Below are 17,856 nucleotides of genomic sequence, written 5' to 3'. Positions count from 1 at the left end.
CCGGGCGGTTGAAGCGAATGATCTGGATGCCGGGATGGGCTGCGGATTGTTCGACGATGATGTGATCGGACATGGGATGATCCTCACGAAAGAGCGATGCGGGCGGCAGCGAGGCTTTCGGCGCCGTTGACGACGCGATCCTTCAATGCTGCGGTTTCCGACAAGAGATTTTCGGCGGCAAAGCGGCAGAGCGCAATGCGGCTTTGGTTCGCACCGTCCGAAACGCTGGCAAGCCCGCCCTTCGCCAGATAGCAGCCGGTCAGCACCAGACCGAAGAGGCGCTGATAGGGTGTGGCGCCCGAAAGGGCATCAGTCAGCTTGCCGTCGGCCTGCGCCTTCAAAAGCCAGAGGGTTGCCTGCTCCAGATCGGCAATCGCCGCGTCAAGCCGTGCGGCCGTTTCGCCGAAGCCATCGAGATTGGAACTGCGCACCTGATCGGCGATCTCGCGAAGTTCGGCGATGAAGCCCGCCACGTGGGTGCCGTTCGAAAGCGGCAGCTTGCGGGTGACGAGGTCGATCGCCTGGATGCCGTTCGTGCCCTCGTAGATCGGTGCGATCCGGGCATCGCGCAGGAAGCGGGCAGCGCCCGTCTCCTCGATGTAACCCATGCCCCCATGGACCTGGACGCCGAGCGAGGCGACGTCGACGCCAGCGTCGGTCGAGAAGGATTTGGCGATTGGTGTCAGCAGCGCGGCGCGCTCCTGCCAGTGCTGCTTATCCGAAACCGAGCGGTGCGACATGTCGATCGCATGGGCGCAGGCATAGGAGATGGCACGGGACCCTTGCGTCAGCGCCTTCATCGTCAGAAGCATGCGGGCGACGTCCGGATGTTCGATGATCGGGCTCATGCCGCTGCCGGTCCAGCCGGGCGCCCTGCCCTGCGTGCGCTCGCTTGCATAGGCGATCGCCTTCTGCGTCGCGGCTTCGGCGATCGCCACCCCCTGCATGCCGACCGTGAGGCGCGCATTGTTCATCATCGTGAACATGCAGTTGAGGCCCTTGTTCTCCTCGCCCACAAGCCAGCCGATCGCGCCCTTCTCGCCGCCGAACCTGCCGTCGCCATAGATCATCGTGCAGGTGGGCGAACCGTGGATGCCCATCTTGTGTTCCAGCGAATGGCAGAAAACGTCGTTCCGGGCTCCAAGCGAGCCATCGTCGTTGACAAGGAATTTCGGCACGAGGAACAGCGAAATGCCGCGGGAGCCGGCCGGAGCATCCGGCAGGCGAACGAGCACGAGATGGATGATATTATCCGTCGCGTCGTGTTCGCCCCAGGTAATGAATATCTTCTGGCCGAACAGGCGATAAGTACCGTCGTCTCTCCGCTCGGCACGGCTCTTCAGTGCGCCGACGTCCGAACCCGCCTGCGGCTCGGTGAGGTTCATCGTGCCCGTCCATTCGCCGGAAATCAGCTTTGGCAGGTATTTCTGCCGAAGCTCCGGGCTGCCGTGGGCGCTCAGCGCCTCGACCGCGCCCATGGTCAGCGTCGGGCAGAGCGCAAAGGCGGTCGCGCCGGAATTCCACATTTCGAGAGCCGCAACGTTCAACATGTGGGGCAGGCCCTGGCCGCCATATTCCTCAGGAGCCGAAAGGCCGTTCCAGCCGCCCGCGATCCAATCCCGGTAGAGCTTCGCCCAGCCGTCGGGTATCTTCACTTCACTATCGACGAGGCGAGCGCCCTGCCGGTCGCCGATCTCGGCCAGTGGAGCAACCTCTTCCGTCGCAAAACGGCCGGCTTCGCTGAGGATTGCATCGACGAGGTCCTCGCCGAGTTCGCCAAGGAGGCCTTTTTCGATCGCCTCGCTCAGTCCCGCGACATGTTTCAGGGTGAACGCGATGTCCTCGACGGGCGCCTTGTACATATCATCTCCTCGCATCTCGAACGGAACCGCAGCCCCGGGCCTCCGCTGGAAGAGCTAATTTATTTTTACGTAAACGTCAATTTCGAATTCCTTTTCGAATTGATGATATCTTGGGCCCCACAGGCCTTCACACTTGTACAAACAACGGTCATGAAGAATCTCTAGGGACTGATCGCATCGAAAGGATCGCGGCTGATGGATACCTTGCCTGCCAATATACCTGGCCTTGTCTGGGCCTACAGTTTTCCGGCAGGAAGCGGCAAAGCGGTTCGCCTTCAGAATAGTGCCTTTCCGGCAGAGTTGGCATCCGGCGAGGGTTTTTACTGGCTGCACCTCAATCTCGCAGATGCGCGCGTCCCTGCCCTGCTCGATAGCCTGGACGGCCTATCCGAGGACGCCAAGGCCGCGCTGACCACGCGGGACACGCATGCTGCGATTACCGTCGACGAACAGATGCTCTACGGTACCCTGGTCGACTGCCAGCGCGAATTCGACCAGGACACCAGCGATCTCGGCTGGCTACATTTCGCGATCTCCGATCGCTTCATCATCACCACCCGGCTGCAGCCGCTGCGCAGCGTCGAGCGGGCACGCGCGATGATCGAGAAGAATCCCGCGAAGTTCTCCCGACCGGTCGATCTCTTCGAGCTGCTGGTGATCGAGTTCCAGCGCACGCTGATCTCGGTGGTGATGGAACTTACCGAAGAGCTGAACCTCATCGAGGATTTCGTTTACGACAATGTTTCGCGCGATGAGCGTCGGCGGCTGGCGCCAGCACGCCGCACGATCGTCCGCCTCCACCGGCACCTTCGAAACGTCCTCTCCCTCATGCGGCGTGCATCGGCTTCCGACGAGGACGAGATGCCCTTCGGCTTCGAGGATATTGCCAGCCGGCTGACGAGCCGGCTCGAAGCAGTCGACCACGATATCTTTGCGCTGCAGGAACGTGCCCGTCTATTGCACGAGGAAATCGACTCGAAGCAATCCTCCGAGACCAACCGGCACCTTTACATCCTGTCGCTGATGACCGCCTTCCTGCTGCCGCCGACGCTGGTGACCGGCTTTTTCGGCATGAACACCGCCAATCTGCCCTTCACTCAGGGGTCCGGCGGCACCGAATACGCAATGGCGCTGATCGTCGCTTCGGTGTTGCTTGCCTGGTGGCTGCTGAAGCGCGTCAATATTCTCTGAACGAAAAAGCCCGGCATTGCTGCCGGGCTATAGAGCTTTTCAAGCTGTGGAAAGCCTTAGTAGGGCGAATAGCACTGCTGGCGCGGGCCGTTGTAGGGCTGGAACGTGTTGTCGTAGGCCCGGTACGACCGGTAGCGGTTCGCGCACCAGGCGACGTGGGCGCTGCTGCCACCATAGGCCGGCGGCGGGGGTGGAGCGACGTAGCGCGGCTGTGAAGCGATGGCGCCGCCGATAATCGCGCCTGCGCCGAAGGCAGCCAGCGGATACCAGTAGCCATTGTAGTGACGATAGCCGCGGCGATAAGAGGGATAGCCGCGATAGCCACCGTACCAGCCCGGACGGTAATCGTGACGATATCCCGGACGGTAATAGCGGCGGTACTGAACGTTCTGCACCTCCGAAGATTTTTCCATCTGCGGCGAGGTCGGCATCTGGATTGCTTGGGACGGCACGAAGCTGGTCAGGACAACAGCGGCTGAAAGGACGGCAGTCGCAAGCTTTTTACTGAGACTATTCATTGCATTCTCCGTTACACAGCGAACCTAGGGGTCAGGACGTGGCGGTATGTTTCCAACGCACATCGTTCGGCATCGGGTTGGATCTTACGAAAGCGCAAATGAACCGGGGATTAACCGGTTCATTTTTATACACTTTTTACGTGCAACTATACCGCATGCAACAATCATGCGCGCATCCACCGGACCTTTTTGCGGCGCCGGAGTCAATCAATCGTGAATGCCCAAGGGAACGGCCGCCCGGCTGCCGCGGCCCGAGCGAAATCGGTCGTGCCGCGAAGCGCAGAAGATCAGGCGACGACGGAAAGCTTTGCCTGATCGCCCTGAAGCCGGTTTACCATGAAGTTTGCATACCATTCGAGGAACTGCATGACGCCACCCTCATGGAGCATCGAATAAGGGCCCGGTTCATAGGCTGGCGAGCGAATGCCGAAGGCATTTTCCTCGACGATGCGGCGGTCCTGGTCGTTGGTCTCGGTCCAGACATGCGTCAGTTCCTCGAGGTTGTAGTCCACGCCTTCCACAGCATCCTTATGCACGATCCACTTCGTGGTGACGGCCGTCTCGTTGGCGCTGAGCGGCAGGACGCGGAAAGAGATCGCGTGATCGCCGAGCAGGTGGTTCCATGTCGTCGGATAGTGGAAGAGCAGCATGGTGCCGATGCGATCGATCTTCATATCGTCCGACAGCGGACGCTTGACTGCGGGCCTGCCGGACATCGTGTAGCTTTCGGCATCCTCGATCAGCGGCATGCGGGCGGCGCGGAACTGACCGTCCGGCGAAATCTGGAACTTGCTCGGAAGGCCCGCCGCCTCGCAACGCGCCCAGTGCCCGGCGATTTCCGGATCGTCGGCGCCGCCGTCCGTGCCGGTGACGCTCGGCGCTTCCGGATAGGTGCGGCAGAGTTCCGGATGGTTTGCGGCGCAGTGATAGCACTCGCGGTTGTTTTCCCAGACGAGTTTCCAGTTGCCCTTCTCGATGATGGTGCTCTGGAAGGCGATCTTACCCTCGCTCAGGCGGTGCGGCAGCATATAAGGCGCGACCATGTCGCGAACCGGCTGGAAGTCCGGAGCGTTTTCGGCCAGGCAGATGAAGATGTAACCCGCAAAGCTCTCGCAATGAATGGGCTTCAGGCCGTAGCCGCTCTTGTCGAAATCGTCGCCCATGTGGCGGGCAAAAGCCAGCTTGCCGTCGAGATCGTAAGCCCACTGGTGATAGGGACAGACCAGACGAACGGACGAACCGTGCTCCTTGGTGCAGACGCGCGAGCCGCGGTGACGGCAGCTATTATGGAAGGCGCGGATGACGTTGTCGCGGCCGCGGACGATGACGACCGGATATTGGCCGATCTGAACCGTGAAATAGGCGCCTGGCTTCGGCAGTTCGCAATCATGGCCCATGAACAGCCAGTCGCGATAGTAGATCATTTCCATATCGAGCTTGAAATAGTCTTCGTCGATATAGAACGGCTGTTCGAGGCTGAAGCCTTCCCGCCGGTTCTTGAGCTGCCGCAAAACGTTGCTGCGAATATCCATCTGCTTGTCCTCGTGCCCTAGGCTGCCGGGAGAATTACTCCCCATCATTTAATCACCGGCCATGACCGAGGCTTGGTTGTAATGCGACATCGGCTTCGAAAATGACGACAGGGAACAAAGTAGCACAGCCTTCGCGATCTTTAGCCACAGCTGCTTCAAATGCGACATCCAAAAAGTTCAAATTTCGCCGATGGATGGAAGGGCACATTGTCGCATCTGCGCTTTCCGTGGAAACCTGCTTCAGCGTGTGCGCGAAGACTTTAAGACGCTCTTAAGCATAAGCTCCTATGCTCCATCCTGGGACACGGTATGGAATGCGAGCCATGGCGAAACTGCGCTATTTTGAAGCCACAGAGGCACAACACCCGCAGGGCTCAAAGCCTGTGGCGCCATATTCCGAATTTCTCCGCACCGGCAAGATCACCCGCGCACGGCCGTACCGCCTTGCCCCAGAACGCCGATACCTCACGCATGAGGAAGTGGAAGAAACGACCGGCCGGAAACTGCAGGCGGCGGGCCTCAAGGCATATCAGCAGATCAACGGCTTCCACGAGTCGATTCAGTTTCCGAAGATGGTGTTCCACCGGACGCTTTCGGACAGTCCGCATCTCGGCTATTGCCACGTGACTGCTGCCCGGACGAAATTCGCACGCTACAAAGAGGTCAGCTGGGCCTTCTATATCGCCAATTTCAATGCGGATATCGGCGACAACGACAATTTCTTCCACCACATCGATATCAGTTCCGGGCGTATGTATTTTGCCGTCGCCATCAAGCCGGGCGAGCATACGCCGGAGAAGATGACGGTCGACCGCTCCGTTCGCGGCAACGGCCTGCTCTTCAAGACCGACGATCCGCAGGTGGCGATCAAGAACGTGCTTCTCCTTGGCGCACGCAACGAACAGCTCCGCGAAATCATCCGCCAGCTCTGATATTGATCGGGAGCTTTCAAAGGCCTATGGGACTGCCTGGAGCAACGGGCGGCACATGGCACGGATAATCGACATCGCAAAACACAGGCAAGAGGCGCTTGAGGCGGCGTCGGCCGTGCTTTCGGAGGGCCATCCGGTCGCCATTCCGACCGAGACCGTCTATGGCCTTGCTGCCGACGCGACCAACGCGACAGCGATAACCCGGATCTATGAGACCAAGGGCCGGCCGCGCTTCAATCCGCTGATCTGCCATATGAGCAACCTGGCGATGGCGGAGAAATATGCGGAGTTCGACCCGGTCTCGCGCGCGCTGGCTGAAGCGTTCTGGCCGGGGCCACTGACGCTCGTCCTGCCCTTGAAGGCGGAAAGCTCGATCCATGCACTGGCAACCGCCGGCCTCGACACGATCGGCATCCGGGTGCCGAAGGGGTTCGCGAGCGAGTTGATCGGCCTCTTCGGCAAGCCTCTTGCCGCGCCGAGCGCCAACACGTCAGGCCGGATCAGTGCCACCAGCGCAGCACATGTCGACGCCGATCTGGGCAACAAGATTGAGCTGATCCTCGATGCGGGCGCGAGTGCCGTCGGGGTGGAATCCACCATCGTCAAGGTCGACGGCGACGAACTGAGACTGCTGCGGCCCGGCGGCCTGCCTGCCTCGGAGATCGAGCGCGTCGCCGGCAGGCGGCTGCGGCGATCGAAGAAGGCGGCGGCGGCAATCGAAGCCCCGGGCATGCTTGCGTCCCATTATGCGCCCGGTGCGAATGTCCGCCTCGAGGCCCGGTCCGTGAAGCAGGACGAGGCTCTCATTGCCTTCGGGCCGGCCGATATCGAGGGCGCAGGCGGTGCCGTCACCGTGCTCAATCTCAGCCCCGGCGGCAATCTGGCCGAAGCCGCCGCCAATCTTTTCGACTACATGAAGAAGGCCGATGCGAGCGGCGCGGCCACGATCGCCTTTGCGCCGATACCGGACGAGGGCCTTGGCGAGGCAATCAACGACCGTTTGAGGCGCGCCGCCGCGCCACGCGAATGACAAGGAAGGAATAAGCCCGATGAGCGCCAGCATTTCCCCTGAACTTCTCGACCGCTTCGCTGCCATTGTCGGCGACAAGTACGCGGTGCGCAGCCAGTCCGAGCTTGCGCCGCACCTGATCGAGAACCGCGGGCTCTATCATGGCTCCTCGCCCCTTCTGCTGAAGCCGGCCAACGTCGAGGAGGTTTCGGCGATCCTGAAGCTTGCGACGGAAACCGGCGCGGCGGTCGTTCCGCAAACCGGCAATACCGGCCTCGTCGGCGGTCAGACGCCGCGCGAGGGCAAGTCGGATATCATCATCTCGCTCGAACGCATGAACAGGATCCGCGACGTCGACCCGGTGGCAAACGTGCTGGTGGCCGATGGGGGCGCCATTCTTGCCGAAGTCCAGAAGGCGGCCGAGGCGCATGGCAGGCTCTTCCCGCTGTCGCTCGGTTCGGAAGGCTCCTGCCGCATCGGTGGCAACCTCTCGACAAATGCCGGCGGCACGGCGGTGCTCGCCTATGGCAACATGCGCCAGCTCTGCCTCGGCCTCGAAGTCGTGCTGCCGACGGGCGAAATCTGGAACGGCCTGCGCCGTCTGAAGAAGGACAATACGGGCTACGATCTTCGCGACCTCTTCATCGGCGCAGAGGGCACGCTCGGGATCATCACCGGCGCCGTCCTAAAGATTTTCCCGCAGCCGCTTGGCCGTCAGGTCGCCTTCGCGGGGCTCAACTCTGTGGAAGATGCGCTCGCTTTCTTCAACCTTGCAAGCAGCCTCTGCGGCACCTCGCTCACCGGCTTCGAACTGATGCCGCGGTTCGGTGTGGAGATCACCGCCAAGCATATCGAAGGCGCGCGCGATCCGTTGGAAGCACCGCATCCCTGGTATGTCCTGATCGACATTTCGACCTCGGATTCGGCTGAGACCGCCGAGCGGATGATGAATGCGCTTCTGGAACAGGGTTTCGAGGCGGGACTGGTGCAGGATGCGGCGATCGCCTCTTCGGTTGCGCAACAGAAGGCGCTTTGGCATATGCGCGAGAGCATGTCGGAAGCCCAGAAACCGGAAGGCGGCTCGATCAAGCACGATGTCTCCGTGCCGGTCTCGAAGATCCCGCATTTCATGCAGGAGGCGGGTGAGGCCGTGCTTGCCGCGATCCCCGGGGCTCGCATCTGCGCGTTCGGCCACATGGGCGACGGCAATATCCACTACAACATTTCCCAGCCCGTCGGCGCCGACAAAGATGCCTTCATCGCTCGCTGGCATGAAATGAACGAGATCGTCCATGGGCTCGTGCTGGCACATGGCGGCTCGATCTCGGCGGAGCATGGCATCGGCCAGCTGAAGCGCGACGAGCTTGCCGCCATCCGGCCCGCCATCGAAATCGACCTGATGCAACGCATCAAGCGCGCCTTCGATCCGGCGAACATCATGAATCCGGGGAAAGTGATCGCTGTCTAAAGCCCGCGGGGTCCCGCGGACGGAGAAGCCCTACTTCGATTTGGTTCAGCGGCTGGTCAGGATCGTCAGTGCGGGCGACGACTGGGTGTTGTTCTTCAGGTCGTACATGACGGCGAAGCGCTTGACGAGCTTATCGACCTTGTCGGGATCCTGCAGATCACTGAGAGTGACGTATTTTTGCAGCGCCTTGGCCTGCTGGTCGACATCCATGCTTTGGAACGCCGACGGAAGATTGAAGGCCGTCGTGACCACCTGGAACATGGCCTGATCGCCCATGATATCGTAAATCGAGGTGATGTCTGGTGCCTTGCGCTGGGCATAGAGCGCCAGGCGGACACCCTGGTTCGTATCGCCCTGCTGCTCTTCCAATGTCTGGTCCAGATAGAGCTCATTTGTCTTGCGCAGTGCGCCGCTATTCTGTGCCGTCCCCGTCGTCGAACGCGTGAGATTGCCTTTGCTGTCGAAATTGAAGGAGGTGACAAGCTCCCTCAGCTTGGCGCTGTTTTTGTCGGTCGGATCGTTCAGCATGCTCTTCGGATCATCCGGATCGGCTGCGAAGGCCTTCTTCAGCGTATCTGTGGTCACCTGCTTCGGGTCCAGCCCCTTCGCCGTCAGTATGAAAGAGACGAGCTTTTTGTCGGCGAGCAGGTCCGACACCGACTTCACCTTGCCGATGTTATCCTCGAAATAGGCGATGTCCTCCTTCGACGCCTTCACGGCTGCCTGCTGCTCTGCGCCGCTCAGGAGCATCGTCTTCTGGGTGTTGTAGGCCAGTCCGAAATTGTTGATCTGGGTTTGCGACAGGGCCTGAAGCGGCGTCGAGACGTCACCCTTGCTATCGAAGTTCAGGGCCTTGGCGAGTTTGACGAGGCGATCGTCCTTCAACGAATTGACGTAGCTCTTCGGATCATAAGGATCGCTTTCGAGAATCTTCTTCAGCTGCGATTTGGTAACTTCGTCCTCACTGAGGCCGTAGGCGCGCAGCACAATCTGATAAAGCTCCGGATCATTGTCGTTGATGCCGCCGTCGTCGTCGTCCTTGTTGCTCAGGAAGAAGTCATCGATATCCTTGACCGAGGCCATCCTCGTCTTGAAGTTCGCGCTACCGCCGTCGACCGTCAGCTTTTGCAGTTCGCCATAGTTCTTGCTGTAATTTTCTGACGTCTTCTTTAGCTGATCGGCGGTCTGTGCCTGCTCGCCCGCTGGCACGTTGCCGTTAGCGTCGAAATTGAACATCTTCGGAACGCCGCCGTAGCCAAACACGTTCGCAAAGCTGGTCGGATCGCTGGGATCGCTCGTGATGATCGCCTGTACCGTGGCGCCTGAAAGATTCGGCGGATCCCACATACTGAAGGCCGCCTTGATATAATCGACCATACGCGGGTCGCTGACCAGCTGCTTGACAGAGGTGACCGTGCCGATCGTTGCTTCGTAATGGGTCTTGTTGTACGCCGCCGCCGTAAACGTGGTGAAGGAAGGAACCGTCACGTTGTATTGTTCGATGACCGCGTTCTTCTGAGCTGTGGTCTGTGCTGTGGCATTCTTGAGCGTGCCGTCGGCATTGAAACTGAATTGCGCCGCGAGCGCCTTGTACTTGTCGTTGGCGCTGGTGTTCACGAAGCTTTTGGGATCGTTGACGTCGCTGGTCAGGACTGACTTCAGGAAAGTCTTGGATACGTAGGTCGGATCGATGTCATAGGCCTGCAGCATGTAATCGCGGAGGCGGTCATTGTTGACGAGATCCGAGGCGTTCTTCACCTTGTCGACTGCGGCGCTGTAATAGGTGCTCTCGGTCCTGGCGGACGTTTCCTCGTCGGCATAGGACTGAGTGTACAGACCGAGGGTCTCGTCCTCCTGCGCCTGAACCTGAGCAACCTCAGGCTGCGCACCGAAATTGAACGCGGCGGCGAATTCCTTGTAGCGCGGGTCGGAAAGCCGGTTTGCGAAGCTGTTCGGATCGCTGAGATCGCTTTCGAGCACCTGCTTCAGGAAGCCTTTGCCGTATGCCATATCCGCGAGGCCGTAAGCCTTGGTCGCATAGCTGTAGAGGCGATAATCGTTCATGAAATCGTCAACGGTTTTCACGTTGCCGATATTGGCGTTGTAGTAGTCGATTTCGCGCTGGGTGGAAGGCTGCTTGGCGACCCTATCCAGGGTCGACGGCATATTCTTGGTGAGGATCGTGTAACTCAGATAAGTCGAGATCATAAATCACGCCTCTTCCGGCAAAGGCTCAAAGGAATAGAGAATACTCAATACGTTATTGTCGCATCCAAAGCTTACCCGAGGCTTACTTCCCGCCGTCCCGCTTTGACGCAGCTTCCGGCGGTCGCTCGTTCACTGTCCGGAAACCCTGCCACATTGGTTTTTGATAACCATCCGGGACGGCAAAGTTTTCTTAACCGCGAATTTTAAGTGGTCCGGAAGAGGGCATCCGTATTGTCGAGGCATAGAGGGCGAAAAAGCCCCAAGGAGAAGACCGGGAACCGGCTCTCAGGTAAGACAAGGGTAGAAACAAACATGAAAAACACCGTTATGAAGCCCGCTTGGGCTGCAACGACACTGCGTCTCGATCCGTCCCGCTTTCCTCAACAGGTCAGCTACGCCGTTCACGACTCCGCCGGTGACGTCAGCATAACGATCGACGAACGTGGCGCCATTCTTCGCAAAATTCTTCCATCGAGCGGCCTTCCGCTTTCCGTTGCCCTGCCGAAACGGGCCTTCAAAGGCGTGGCAGCCCGGGCGATCGACCATGGCGGCGGCGAAGTGACCGTAACGCTGGAACTACACCATGAAGATCCGGATCTCTGCATTCCGCTGCTGGTCGCACACGATCTTTGCGATATCGCTGCCGACTGGCGGAGCTGGTCGGAGGCATTCCGCATTCCGATGCTGATGGTCGAGGCCGACGGCATTGCACGGCCGCTCGAGGATCATCTCGGAGATCTGCGCACCAGCCGCATGAGGCCGCGCCGCCGGCACTCCTATTTCGCCAATCGCCGTCCGCGCTTTCTCGTGCGTCGCACGACCGGCAAGCTCGGCGTGACGATGAAGATCGAAGGCAAGGAAATTATCGCCCGCAACTAGGCGGCGCCATTTCAAACCAATGATGCCCGGCCATTGTGCCGGGCATTTTCGTTTCCGTGTCAGGGCAGAACGAAGAGAAGCGAAAGAACGAGGCCGGCGAAGATGATGAGGCCGACGCGTGTGTTGGACTTGAACAGGGCAAGGCACTGGTCGGCGTCGTCGATGTTGATCGTCACGATCTGCCAGGCAAACATGGCGGCGGCAATGAGCAAGCCGAGATAGGCAAACAAGCCGACGCCCGCAAGCGCGAAAGCGCAAAAAGCCAGCACGAGCGTCAGTCCATATAGACCGACAAGCCACTGCTTGGTCTTTTCTCCGAAAAGCCGTGCAGTCGAACGCACGCCGATCAACTCGTCGTCTTCCTTGTCCTGATGCGCATAGATCGTGTCATAACCGATCGTCCAGACGATCGAAGCGAGATAAAGCGCGATCGCGGCAAAGGACAGGCTGCCGAATATGCCGGCCCAACCCATCAGCGCGCCCCAGGAAAAGGCAAGACCAAGGAAGAACTGCGGCCAATCGGTGAAGCGCTTGGCAAAGGGATAGAGCGCGACGATGGCGAGCGAAAGTATGCCGAGAGCAACCGCGAACCAATTGAACTGCAACAGCACCAGCAGGCCCACGAACGCTTGAAGCACGATGAAGATCTTCGCCTGGGTTCGCGTGACACGCCCCGACGGCAAGGGTCGTGAGCGGGTGCGCGCAACTTCCATGTCGATCTGATGGTCGACCAGATCGTTATAGGCGCACCCTGCCCCGCGCATGGCGACGGCACCTATGAAGTAGAGAAACAGATGAAACAGCATCTGCGAGCCGGAGAAGAGGCCCTGGGCCGCGGCAGCATTTGCCGCGAGTGCGACCGACCAGAAACAGGGCCACATGAGAAGCTGCCAGCCGATCGGCCTGTCCCAGCGCGCAAGCTGCGCATAGGGCCAGAGCCACGGAGGCAAAATCCGGTAAACCCAATTGTCCGAAGGAGCGTCGGCGACGCGCCCGTTGAAGCCGCCAATCTGTTGCATGCGGCCATCTAGCGACCAGGCGCCGGGCGGGTCAATAGCCGGGCCGTCGGCGCCGAGCGTTCATCTGCGGCGATAGAGAAAGTAGCGGCCCTTCTCGACAGACCGAGGCGGCGGAATTTCCTCAAGTTCGGGATGCTTCAACTCCAGGCCGCTGACCGCAAAGCCGCCACGCGCCAGGACAGCGACGATGCGGGACGGTAACCACTGGCGGATGATTGCATCCTTTTCCGGGTAGCCGGTGCCGATGTCAGCATGAGCGACGGCTGCCGCTGCACCATTATAACTCATGCAAGTTTCCTGGATATCGCCGAGCACGACATCCGCATCGTCGGGCCGGCAGCTTCCGTGCGCACCGTTTTCGTGATCGAAGGCGATGATCCGCAGGTCAGGGAAGCGAGCACGCAAGTGACTATAGGTCCGGCCGTTGCCGAGACCGATCTCCAATATTGGTCCATCCGGCAGTTCCGGCTGCCTTTCCGCGATGGAGTCGAGTATGTCTCTCTGCGCGGAGATTCTGCTGATAAAGTCGTCGAGACGTGTTCGCATAAGCCAATCCGAGTGCCCTAACTCGAAATAAGCTTTTAAATTCAATAGTTCAAGCTCACCCTTCGGCGACGGCCTCGTTGCTAACGCTGGTTCCACCGCCGAATGACCGGCTCCGTCAGGTCGTGCTCATAGCCCAGAACGCTGACGCTCGCGGTATCGAGGACGAAGCGCGATCCGTCTTCCGGCGGCAGCCCGAGCCAACGTGCGGCGAGCACACGGAGAAAGTGGGAGCTGGAAAAGATCAGCACGGCTGCGTTGGCATTGCGAAGCTCGCTGACGATACGATCAGCCCTTGCACCGACATCCGCGCATGTTTCTCCGTCCGGACATCCGTCGCGGAAGAGCTGCCAGCCGGGCCGAGTCGCGAGGATTTCCTTCGTCGTGACGCCTTCATAGGCACCATAATCCCATTCGGCGAGATCCGGCGTTATAACCGCATTTGCACCGAAACCGGCAAGAGTGCAGGTGTTTTTGGCTCTCTGCGAGGGGCTGGACCAGACGGCTGAAGCCGTCAGCCCCTTAAGCCGATCGCCGAGTTTGCGGGCGGCCGCCTCGCCGTTCGGGGTCAACGGAATATCGCTCCTGCCGGTATGCTTTCCGGAGAGCGACCACTCCGTTTCGCCGTGGCGGACAAGATGGATTTCAGGAAATGCACCGCTCATCTGCAAGACTTTCCTTAAAGAAGGGGGGCGGCCGAAGCCGCGCCCGTATGTCAGATGATGACCTTTTCCAAGGGCGGGCGCGTGGCCTCGAACTGCTTCAGCTTCGCCTCGTTCTCGGCAATGTAGTTGCGGTTGTCCGGGGTCGAATACTGGTTCTTGGAAATCTGGATCTGCATGATGAAGAGCTCGTCCCAGCGGAAGCCCATTTCGGAGCCGGCGAGATAGAACTCCCACATGCGGAAGAAGCGTTCGTCATAAAGGGCGACGGCTTCCGCCTTGCGTGCCACGAAGCGCTCGCGCCAGTGACGGAGCGTGTAGGCATAGTGCAGCGGCAGGACCTCGACATCGCGGACCAGCAGGCCCGCCTTCTCGATGAAAGGCAGTGTCTCGCCGATCGACGGGATATAGCCTTGCGGGAAGATATACTTCTCGATGAAGGCATTCGTTGCAAAGCTCGGCTTCGGGCGCGCGATCGAATGCAACACCATGACACCGTCATCTGCAAGAAACTCATGCACTTTCTTGAAGAAGTTGCCGAAATTGCCGATGCCGACATGCTCGAACATTCCGACCGAAACGATGCGGTCGAACTTCTTGCCCTTCATCGTGCGGTAGTCCTGCAGCTCGAAGCGGACGCGGCCGGCAAGACCGCGCTTTTCGGCCCGCTCGCGCGAGATCTTCAGCTGCTCCTCACTGAGCGTGATGCCGGTGAGATCGACGTCTGGTGTCGATTCCGCCAGATACATTCCCATGCCACCCCAGCCGGAGCCGATCTCCAGAATGTGCTGCTCGGGCTTGAGCAACAGCTTGGCGGCGATATGGCGCTTCTTGGCGACCTGGGCTTCCTCAAGGCTGATGCCCGGCGGATCGAAATAGGCGCAGGAATACTGCCAGTCTTCATCGAGGAAGAGTTCGAACAGTTTTTCCGACAGATCGTAATGGTGCGCGACGTTGCGCTTGTTGTGGTTGACGGGCAGCCGGCTCTTCAACTGCTGCAGGGCGATACGGCCGATCAGCAGTGCCGCCATCGGAATATCGAAGATTTCGTTGGTGGTGTTCTGCTTCACCATGGACAGGAAGTCGTAGATATCGCCTTGCTCGACGATAAACCGGCCGTCCATATACATTTCGCCGAGCTTGAGGGTGGGGTCGCGGCGAATAAGCTTCTCCGCCTCGTCATCGGCGATGCGCACCGCGACTAGACCGCCAGTGCCGTCGCCAACGGTGTGCGTCTCGCCGTTGGCGAGTGTGAGTTTCAGATTACCCTTGCGGATGATCTTTTGGACAATGGATAGGAATCCCGACGCCATGGGTAGGGCCTCGCATTATGTGACAGGATGGTACGGGTTAAATTTAGTCCCTCTCTCCGGTCACACAAGCGCCGTATTTGGCACTGCCGCAACAAGACTGCCAAACTGTGATATTTTTGCAATCTTGCCGCCTAAGCCCTTATTTTCGCTTCATGGCCTCCGCGAGAGCCGCTCCAAACGCGCCTTGCGTCTCCTGTTTTGGGGCTGCCGGCCGGCGGTCATTGCGTGATCCGGGGCCCTGATTTCCGCGGGTTTCGCCACGCGGCGCCGGAGCCGAAGAGCCTTCGTCCTTGCGCATGGAAAGACCGATCCGCTTGCGCTTAGCATCGACCTCGACGACGCGGACTTTGACGACATCGCCGGCTTTCACAACTTCGTGAGGATCTTTGACGAAGCGATCGGCAAGCTGCGAGACATGCACAAGCCCGTCCTGATGAACGCCGATGTCGACGAAGGCCCCGAAGGCCGCGACGTTCGTCACCGTGCCTTCCAGTACCATGCCGGGCTTGAGGTCGGAGATTTCATGGACGCCTTCGGCAAAGGTCGCCGTCTTGAAACTCGGACGTGGATCGCGGCCGGGCTTTTCCAATTCCGCAAGAATGTCCTTGACCGTCGGCAGACCGAATTTCTCGTCGATGAACTGGCGCGGATCGATCGCCTTCAAAACGGCGCTGTCGCCCATCAGCGAGCGCAGGTCGCGGCCGCAGGCGGCGACGATCTTCTTCGCCACGCCATAGGCTTCCGGATGCACCGATGACGCATCCAGGGGCTCCTTGCCAGCCGGAATGCGCAGGAAGCCTGCCGCCTGCTCGAAGGTGCGGTTGCCGAGGCGCGCGACCTTCAACAGGTCGCGGCGGGTTTCGAACGGACCGTTCTGATCGCGATGGACGACGATGGCTTCGGCAATCGACGGCCCAAGACCTGAGACACGGGACAAAAGCGGCGCCGAGGCCGTATTGAGATCGACACCGACGGCATTCACCGCATCTTCGACGACGGCATCGAGCGAGCGAGACAGTTTCTGCTGATCGACATCGTGCTGATACTGGCCGACGCCGATCGATTTCGGCTCGATCTTCACGAGTTCGGCGAGCGGATCCTGCAGGCGGCGCGCGATCGAGACCGCGCCGCGGAGGGAGACGTCGAGCTGCGGGAACTCGGCCGCAGCGGTTGCGGAGGCTGAATAGACGGAAGCGCCGGCTTCTGAAACGATGACCTTGGTGGGCTTCGTGCCCGGAAGATCGGCCAACATGTCGGCCACCAGCTTTTCGGTCTCACGGCTGCCGGTACCGTTGCCGATCGAGATCAGCTCGACATTGTGCTTGCGGATCAGCGAGGCGAGCTCGACCTGCCCGCCGCGCACATCGTTCCTCGGCTGGAAGGGATAGACGGTGGAGGTGGCGACTACCTTGCCGGTGCCGTCGACCACGGCGACCTTGACGCCGGTGCGGATGCCCGGATCGAGGCCCATCGTGGAGCGGGAACCGGCGGGCGCGGCAAGCAGCAGGTCCTTCAGATTGCGGGCGAAGACGTGGATCGCCTCTTCTTCCGCCCGTTCGCGAAGCTCGCGCATCAGGTCAAGCGACAGCGACATTGAGAGCTTCACGCGCCAGGTCCAGCTTGCGACATCCATCAGCCAGCGATCGCCGGGGCGGCTCGCGCCGATCTCATAGGCCGCCGCGATCATGCGCTCGACCGGCTTGTTCGGCGAAACGGTTTCCGCATCCGCCTCGATCGTCAACGTCAGCACTTCCTCGTTCCAGCCGCGCAGCATGGCGAGCGCGCGGTGGCCGGGCGCCGTCGCCCAGCGTTCGGAATGATCGAAATAGTCGGAGAATTTCTCCCCCGCCGCCTGCTTGCCATCGACGACCTTGGCCTTCAGAAGCGCTGCCTGGCGCATGTGGGCACGGAGCTTGCCGAGCAGATCGGCATTTTCAGCGATGGCCTCGGCGACGATGTCGCGCGCGCCTTCCAGCGCCGTCTTTACATCCGGGACATCAGCAGTGATGTAGCCTTCGGCAAGAACCGCCGGTTCCTTGGAGCGGTCGGCGAGAATGGCATCGGCAAGCGGAGCGAGGCCACGCTCACGGGCGATCTCCGCGCGGGTGCGGCGCTTCGGCTTGTAGGGCAGATAGAGGTCTTCAAGCTCCGCCTTGGTGGCGGCGCCCGCAATCTTGCCCATCAGTTCGTCGGTCATCTTGTCCTGCCCGGTGATCGAATCGACGATCGCGGTGCGGCGGGCTTCCAGCTCGCGGAGATAGACGAGGCGCTCGGCGAGCGTGCGAAGCTGTCCATCGTCCAGCCCGCCGGTCACTTCCTTGCGGTAACGGGCGATGAAGGGAACGGTCGCGCCCTCATCGAGCAGTTCGATCGCGGCCTTGGCCTGATCCGGCCGGGCATTGATTTCGGAGGCGATGACTGCGGCAAGCAAGCGGAGGTCTGCGGCCATGGGGGATCCCTGCATTTCACGAAAGTCGCGGGACAATAGCGGTCAAAAGCGGCAAGGCAATGCCCGTGGGCGGTTTCCACAGAGGAGTGCGTTCGATTCATCGGCGTTTGCGCCCGGAGCCCCCCTCATCCGCCCTTCGGGCACCTTCTCCCCGCGGGGAGAAGGTGGAAGCGAGGCGGCGCGGCATGTCCCTTCTCCCCAGCGGGGAGAAGGTGGCGGCAGCCGGATGAGGGGGCCGCATGGTACAAAGCTGGCGGATAGCACTGCGGTC

14 protein-coding genes and 1 pseudogene are annotated in these 17,856 nt (G+C 60.4%); 5 read left to right on the top strand and 10 right to left on the bottom strand.

Annotated features, from left to right (window positions below; translation table 11 throughout):
- Positions 1–83 precede the first annotated feature (83 nt).
- The gene (locus ACPYOJ_RS08060; protein ID WP_481415768.1) at positions 84–1,862 is read right to left on the bottom strand and encodes an acyl-CoA dehydrogenase family protein; all 1,779 of its coding nucleotides are present in this window, start codon (positions 1,860–1,862) and stop codon (positions 84–86) included.
- A gap of 195 nt (positions 1,863–2,057) precedes the next feature.
- Here ACPYOJ_RS08060 and ACPYOJ_RS08055 point away from each other — a divergent pair, with 195 nt between their 5' ends.
- A complete protein-coding gene (locus tag ACPYOJ_RS08055; protein WP_481415767.1) occupies positions 2,058–3,053 on the top strand; it encodes a transporter in 996 nt (331 codons plus the stop codon).
- A 56-nt stretch (positions 3,054–3,109) separates the two neighbouring features.
- On the opposite strand, the gene ACPYOJ_RS08050 is transcribed toward ACPYOJ_RS08055, so the two are convergent.
- The gene (locus ACPYOJ_RS08050; RefSeq protein WP_481415766.1) at positions 3,110–3,571 is read right to left on the bottom strand and encodes a BA14K family protein; all 462 of its coding nucleotides are present in this window, start codon (positions 3,569–3,571) and stop codon (positions 3,110–3,112) included.
- A gap of 287 nt (positions 3,572–3,858) precedes the next feature.
- On the bottom strand, positions 3,859–5,103 hold the full coding sequence (locus ACPYOJ_RS08045) for an aromatic ring-hydroxylating oxygenase subunit alpha (RefSeq protein ID WP_481415765.1): 1,245 nt from the start codon (positions 5,101–5,103) through the stop codon (positions 3,859–3,861).
- Positions 5,104–5,426: 323 nt separating this feature from the next.
- Between ACPYOJ_RS08045 and ACPYOJ_RS08040 the strand changes: the two genes are divergently transcribed.
- From ACPYOJ_RS08040 to ACPYOJ_RS08030, 3 genes are read left to right on the top strand one after another with little or no spacing between them, the layout of a single operon-like run.
- Positions 5,427–6,035, top strand: coding sequence for a DUF6656 family protein (locus tag ACPYOJ_RS08040; RefSeq protein WP_481415764.1), 609 nt, complete (start codon positions 5,427–5,429; stop codon positions 6,033–6,035).
- A 55-nt stretch (positions 6,036–6,090) separates the two neighbouring features.
- Positions 6,091–7,065 carry an L-threonylcarbamoyladenylate synthase gene (locus ACPYOJ_RS08035; RefSeq protein ID WP_481415763.1) on the top strand — a complete coding sequence of 325 codons (975 nt, stop codon included), beginning with the start codon at positions 6,091–6,093 and terminating at the stop codon, positions 7,063–7,065.
- Between the two features lie 19 nt (positions 7,066–7,084).
- Positions 7,085–8,512: an FAD-binding oxidoreductase gene (locus ACPYOJ_RS08030; protein WP_481415762.1), complete on the top strand. Its 1,428-nt coding sequence runs from the start codon at positions 7,085–7,087 to the stop codon at positions 8,510–8,512.
- A 45-nt stretch (positions 8,513–8,557) separates the two neighbouring features.
- Here the strand turns inward: ACPYOJ_RS08030 and ACPYOJ_RS08025 are convergent, their stop codons facing one another.
- Positions 8,558–10,720 (bottom strand): DUF1217 domain-containing protein, encoded by a 2,163-nt coding sequence (locus ACPYOJ_RS08025; RefSeq protein ID WP_481415761.1) that lies wholly within the window; start codon positions 10,718–10,720, stop codon positions 8,558–8,560.
- Positions 10,721–11,032: 312 nt separating this feature from the next.
- On the opposite strand from ACPYOJ_RS08025, the gene ACPYOJ_RS08020 reads away from it, so the two are divergent.
- Positions 11,033–11,599, top strand: coding sequence for a DUF6101 family protein (locus tag ACPYOJ_RS08020; protein ID WP_168828593.1), 567 nt, complete (start codon positions 11,033–11,035; stop codon positions 11,597–11,599).
- Positions 11,600–11,658: 59 nt separating this feature from the next.
- On the opposite strand, the gene ubiA is transcribed toward ACPYOJ_RS08020, so the two are convergent.
- The 6 genes and pseudogenes from ubiA to ACPYOJ_RS07990 form a co-directional block, all read right to left on the bottom strand.
- On the bottom strand, positions 11,659–12,618 hold the full coding sequence (gene ubiA / locus ACPYOJ_RS08015) for a 4-hydroxybenzoate octaprenyltransferase (RefSeq protein WP_481415760.1): 960 nt from the start codon (positions 12,616–12,618) through the stop codon (positions 11,659–11,661).
- A gap of 60 nt (positions 12,619–12,678) precedes the next feature.
- On the bottom strand, positions 12,679–13,164 hold the full coding sequence (locus tag ACPYOJ_RS08010) for a class I SAM-dependent methyltransferase (protein WP_481415759.1): 486 nt from the start codon (positions 13,162–13,164) through the stop codon (positions 12,679–12,681).
- 80 nt (positions 13,165–13,244) lie between these two features.
- Complete coding sequence (locus ACPYOJ_RS08005) at positions 13,245–13,826, bottom strand: histidine phosphatase family protein (protein WP_481415758.1); 582 nt, start codon at positions 13,824–13,826, stop codon at positions 13,245–13,247.
- Between the two features lie 50 nt (positions 13,827–13,876).
- Positions 13,877–15,136, bottom strand: coding sequence for an SAM-dependent methyltransferase (locus ACPYOJ_RS08000; RefSeq protein ID WP_168828589.1), 1,260 nt, complete (start codon positions 15,134–15,136; stop codon positions 13,877–13,879).
- Between the two features lie 139 nt (positions 15,137–15,275).
- Positions 15,276–17,585, bottom strand: coding sequence for a Tex family protein (locus ACPYOJ_RS07995; protein WP_481415757.1), 2,310 nt, complete (start codon positions 17,583–17,585; stop codon positions 15,276–15,278).
- A gap of 112 nt (positions 17,586–17,697) precedes the next feature.
- Positions 17,698–17,833: pseudogene (locus ACPYOJ_RS07990) on the bottom strand (endonuclease domain-containing protein); the annotation flags it as partial.
- Positions 17,834–17,856: the final 23 nt, after the last annotated feature.

The sequence above is a fragment of the Rhizobium sp. SVR5-9E genome, from assembly GCF_056755095.1.
Note: the sequence above shows the minus strand (reverse complement) of the source record. Positions and strands in the feature narration are given on the sequence as shown.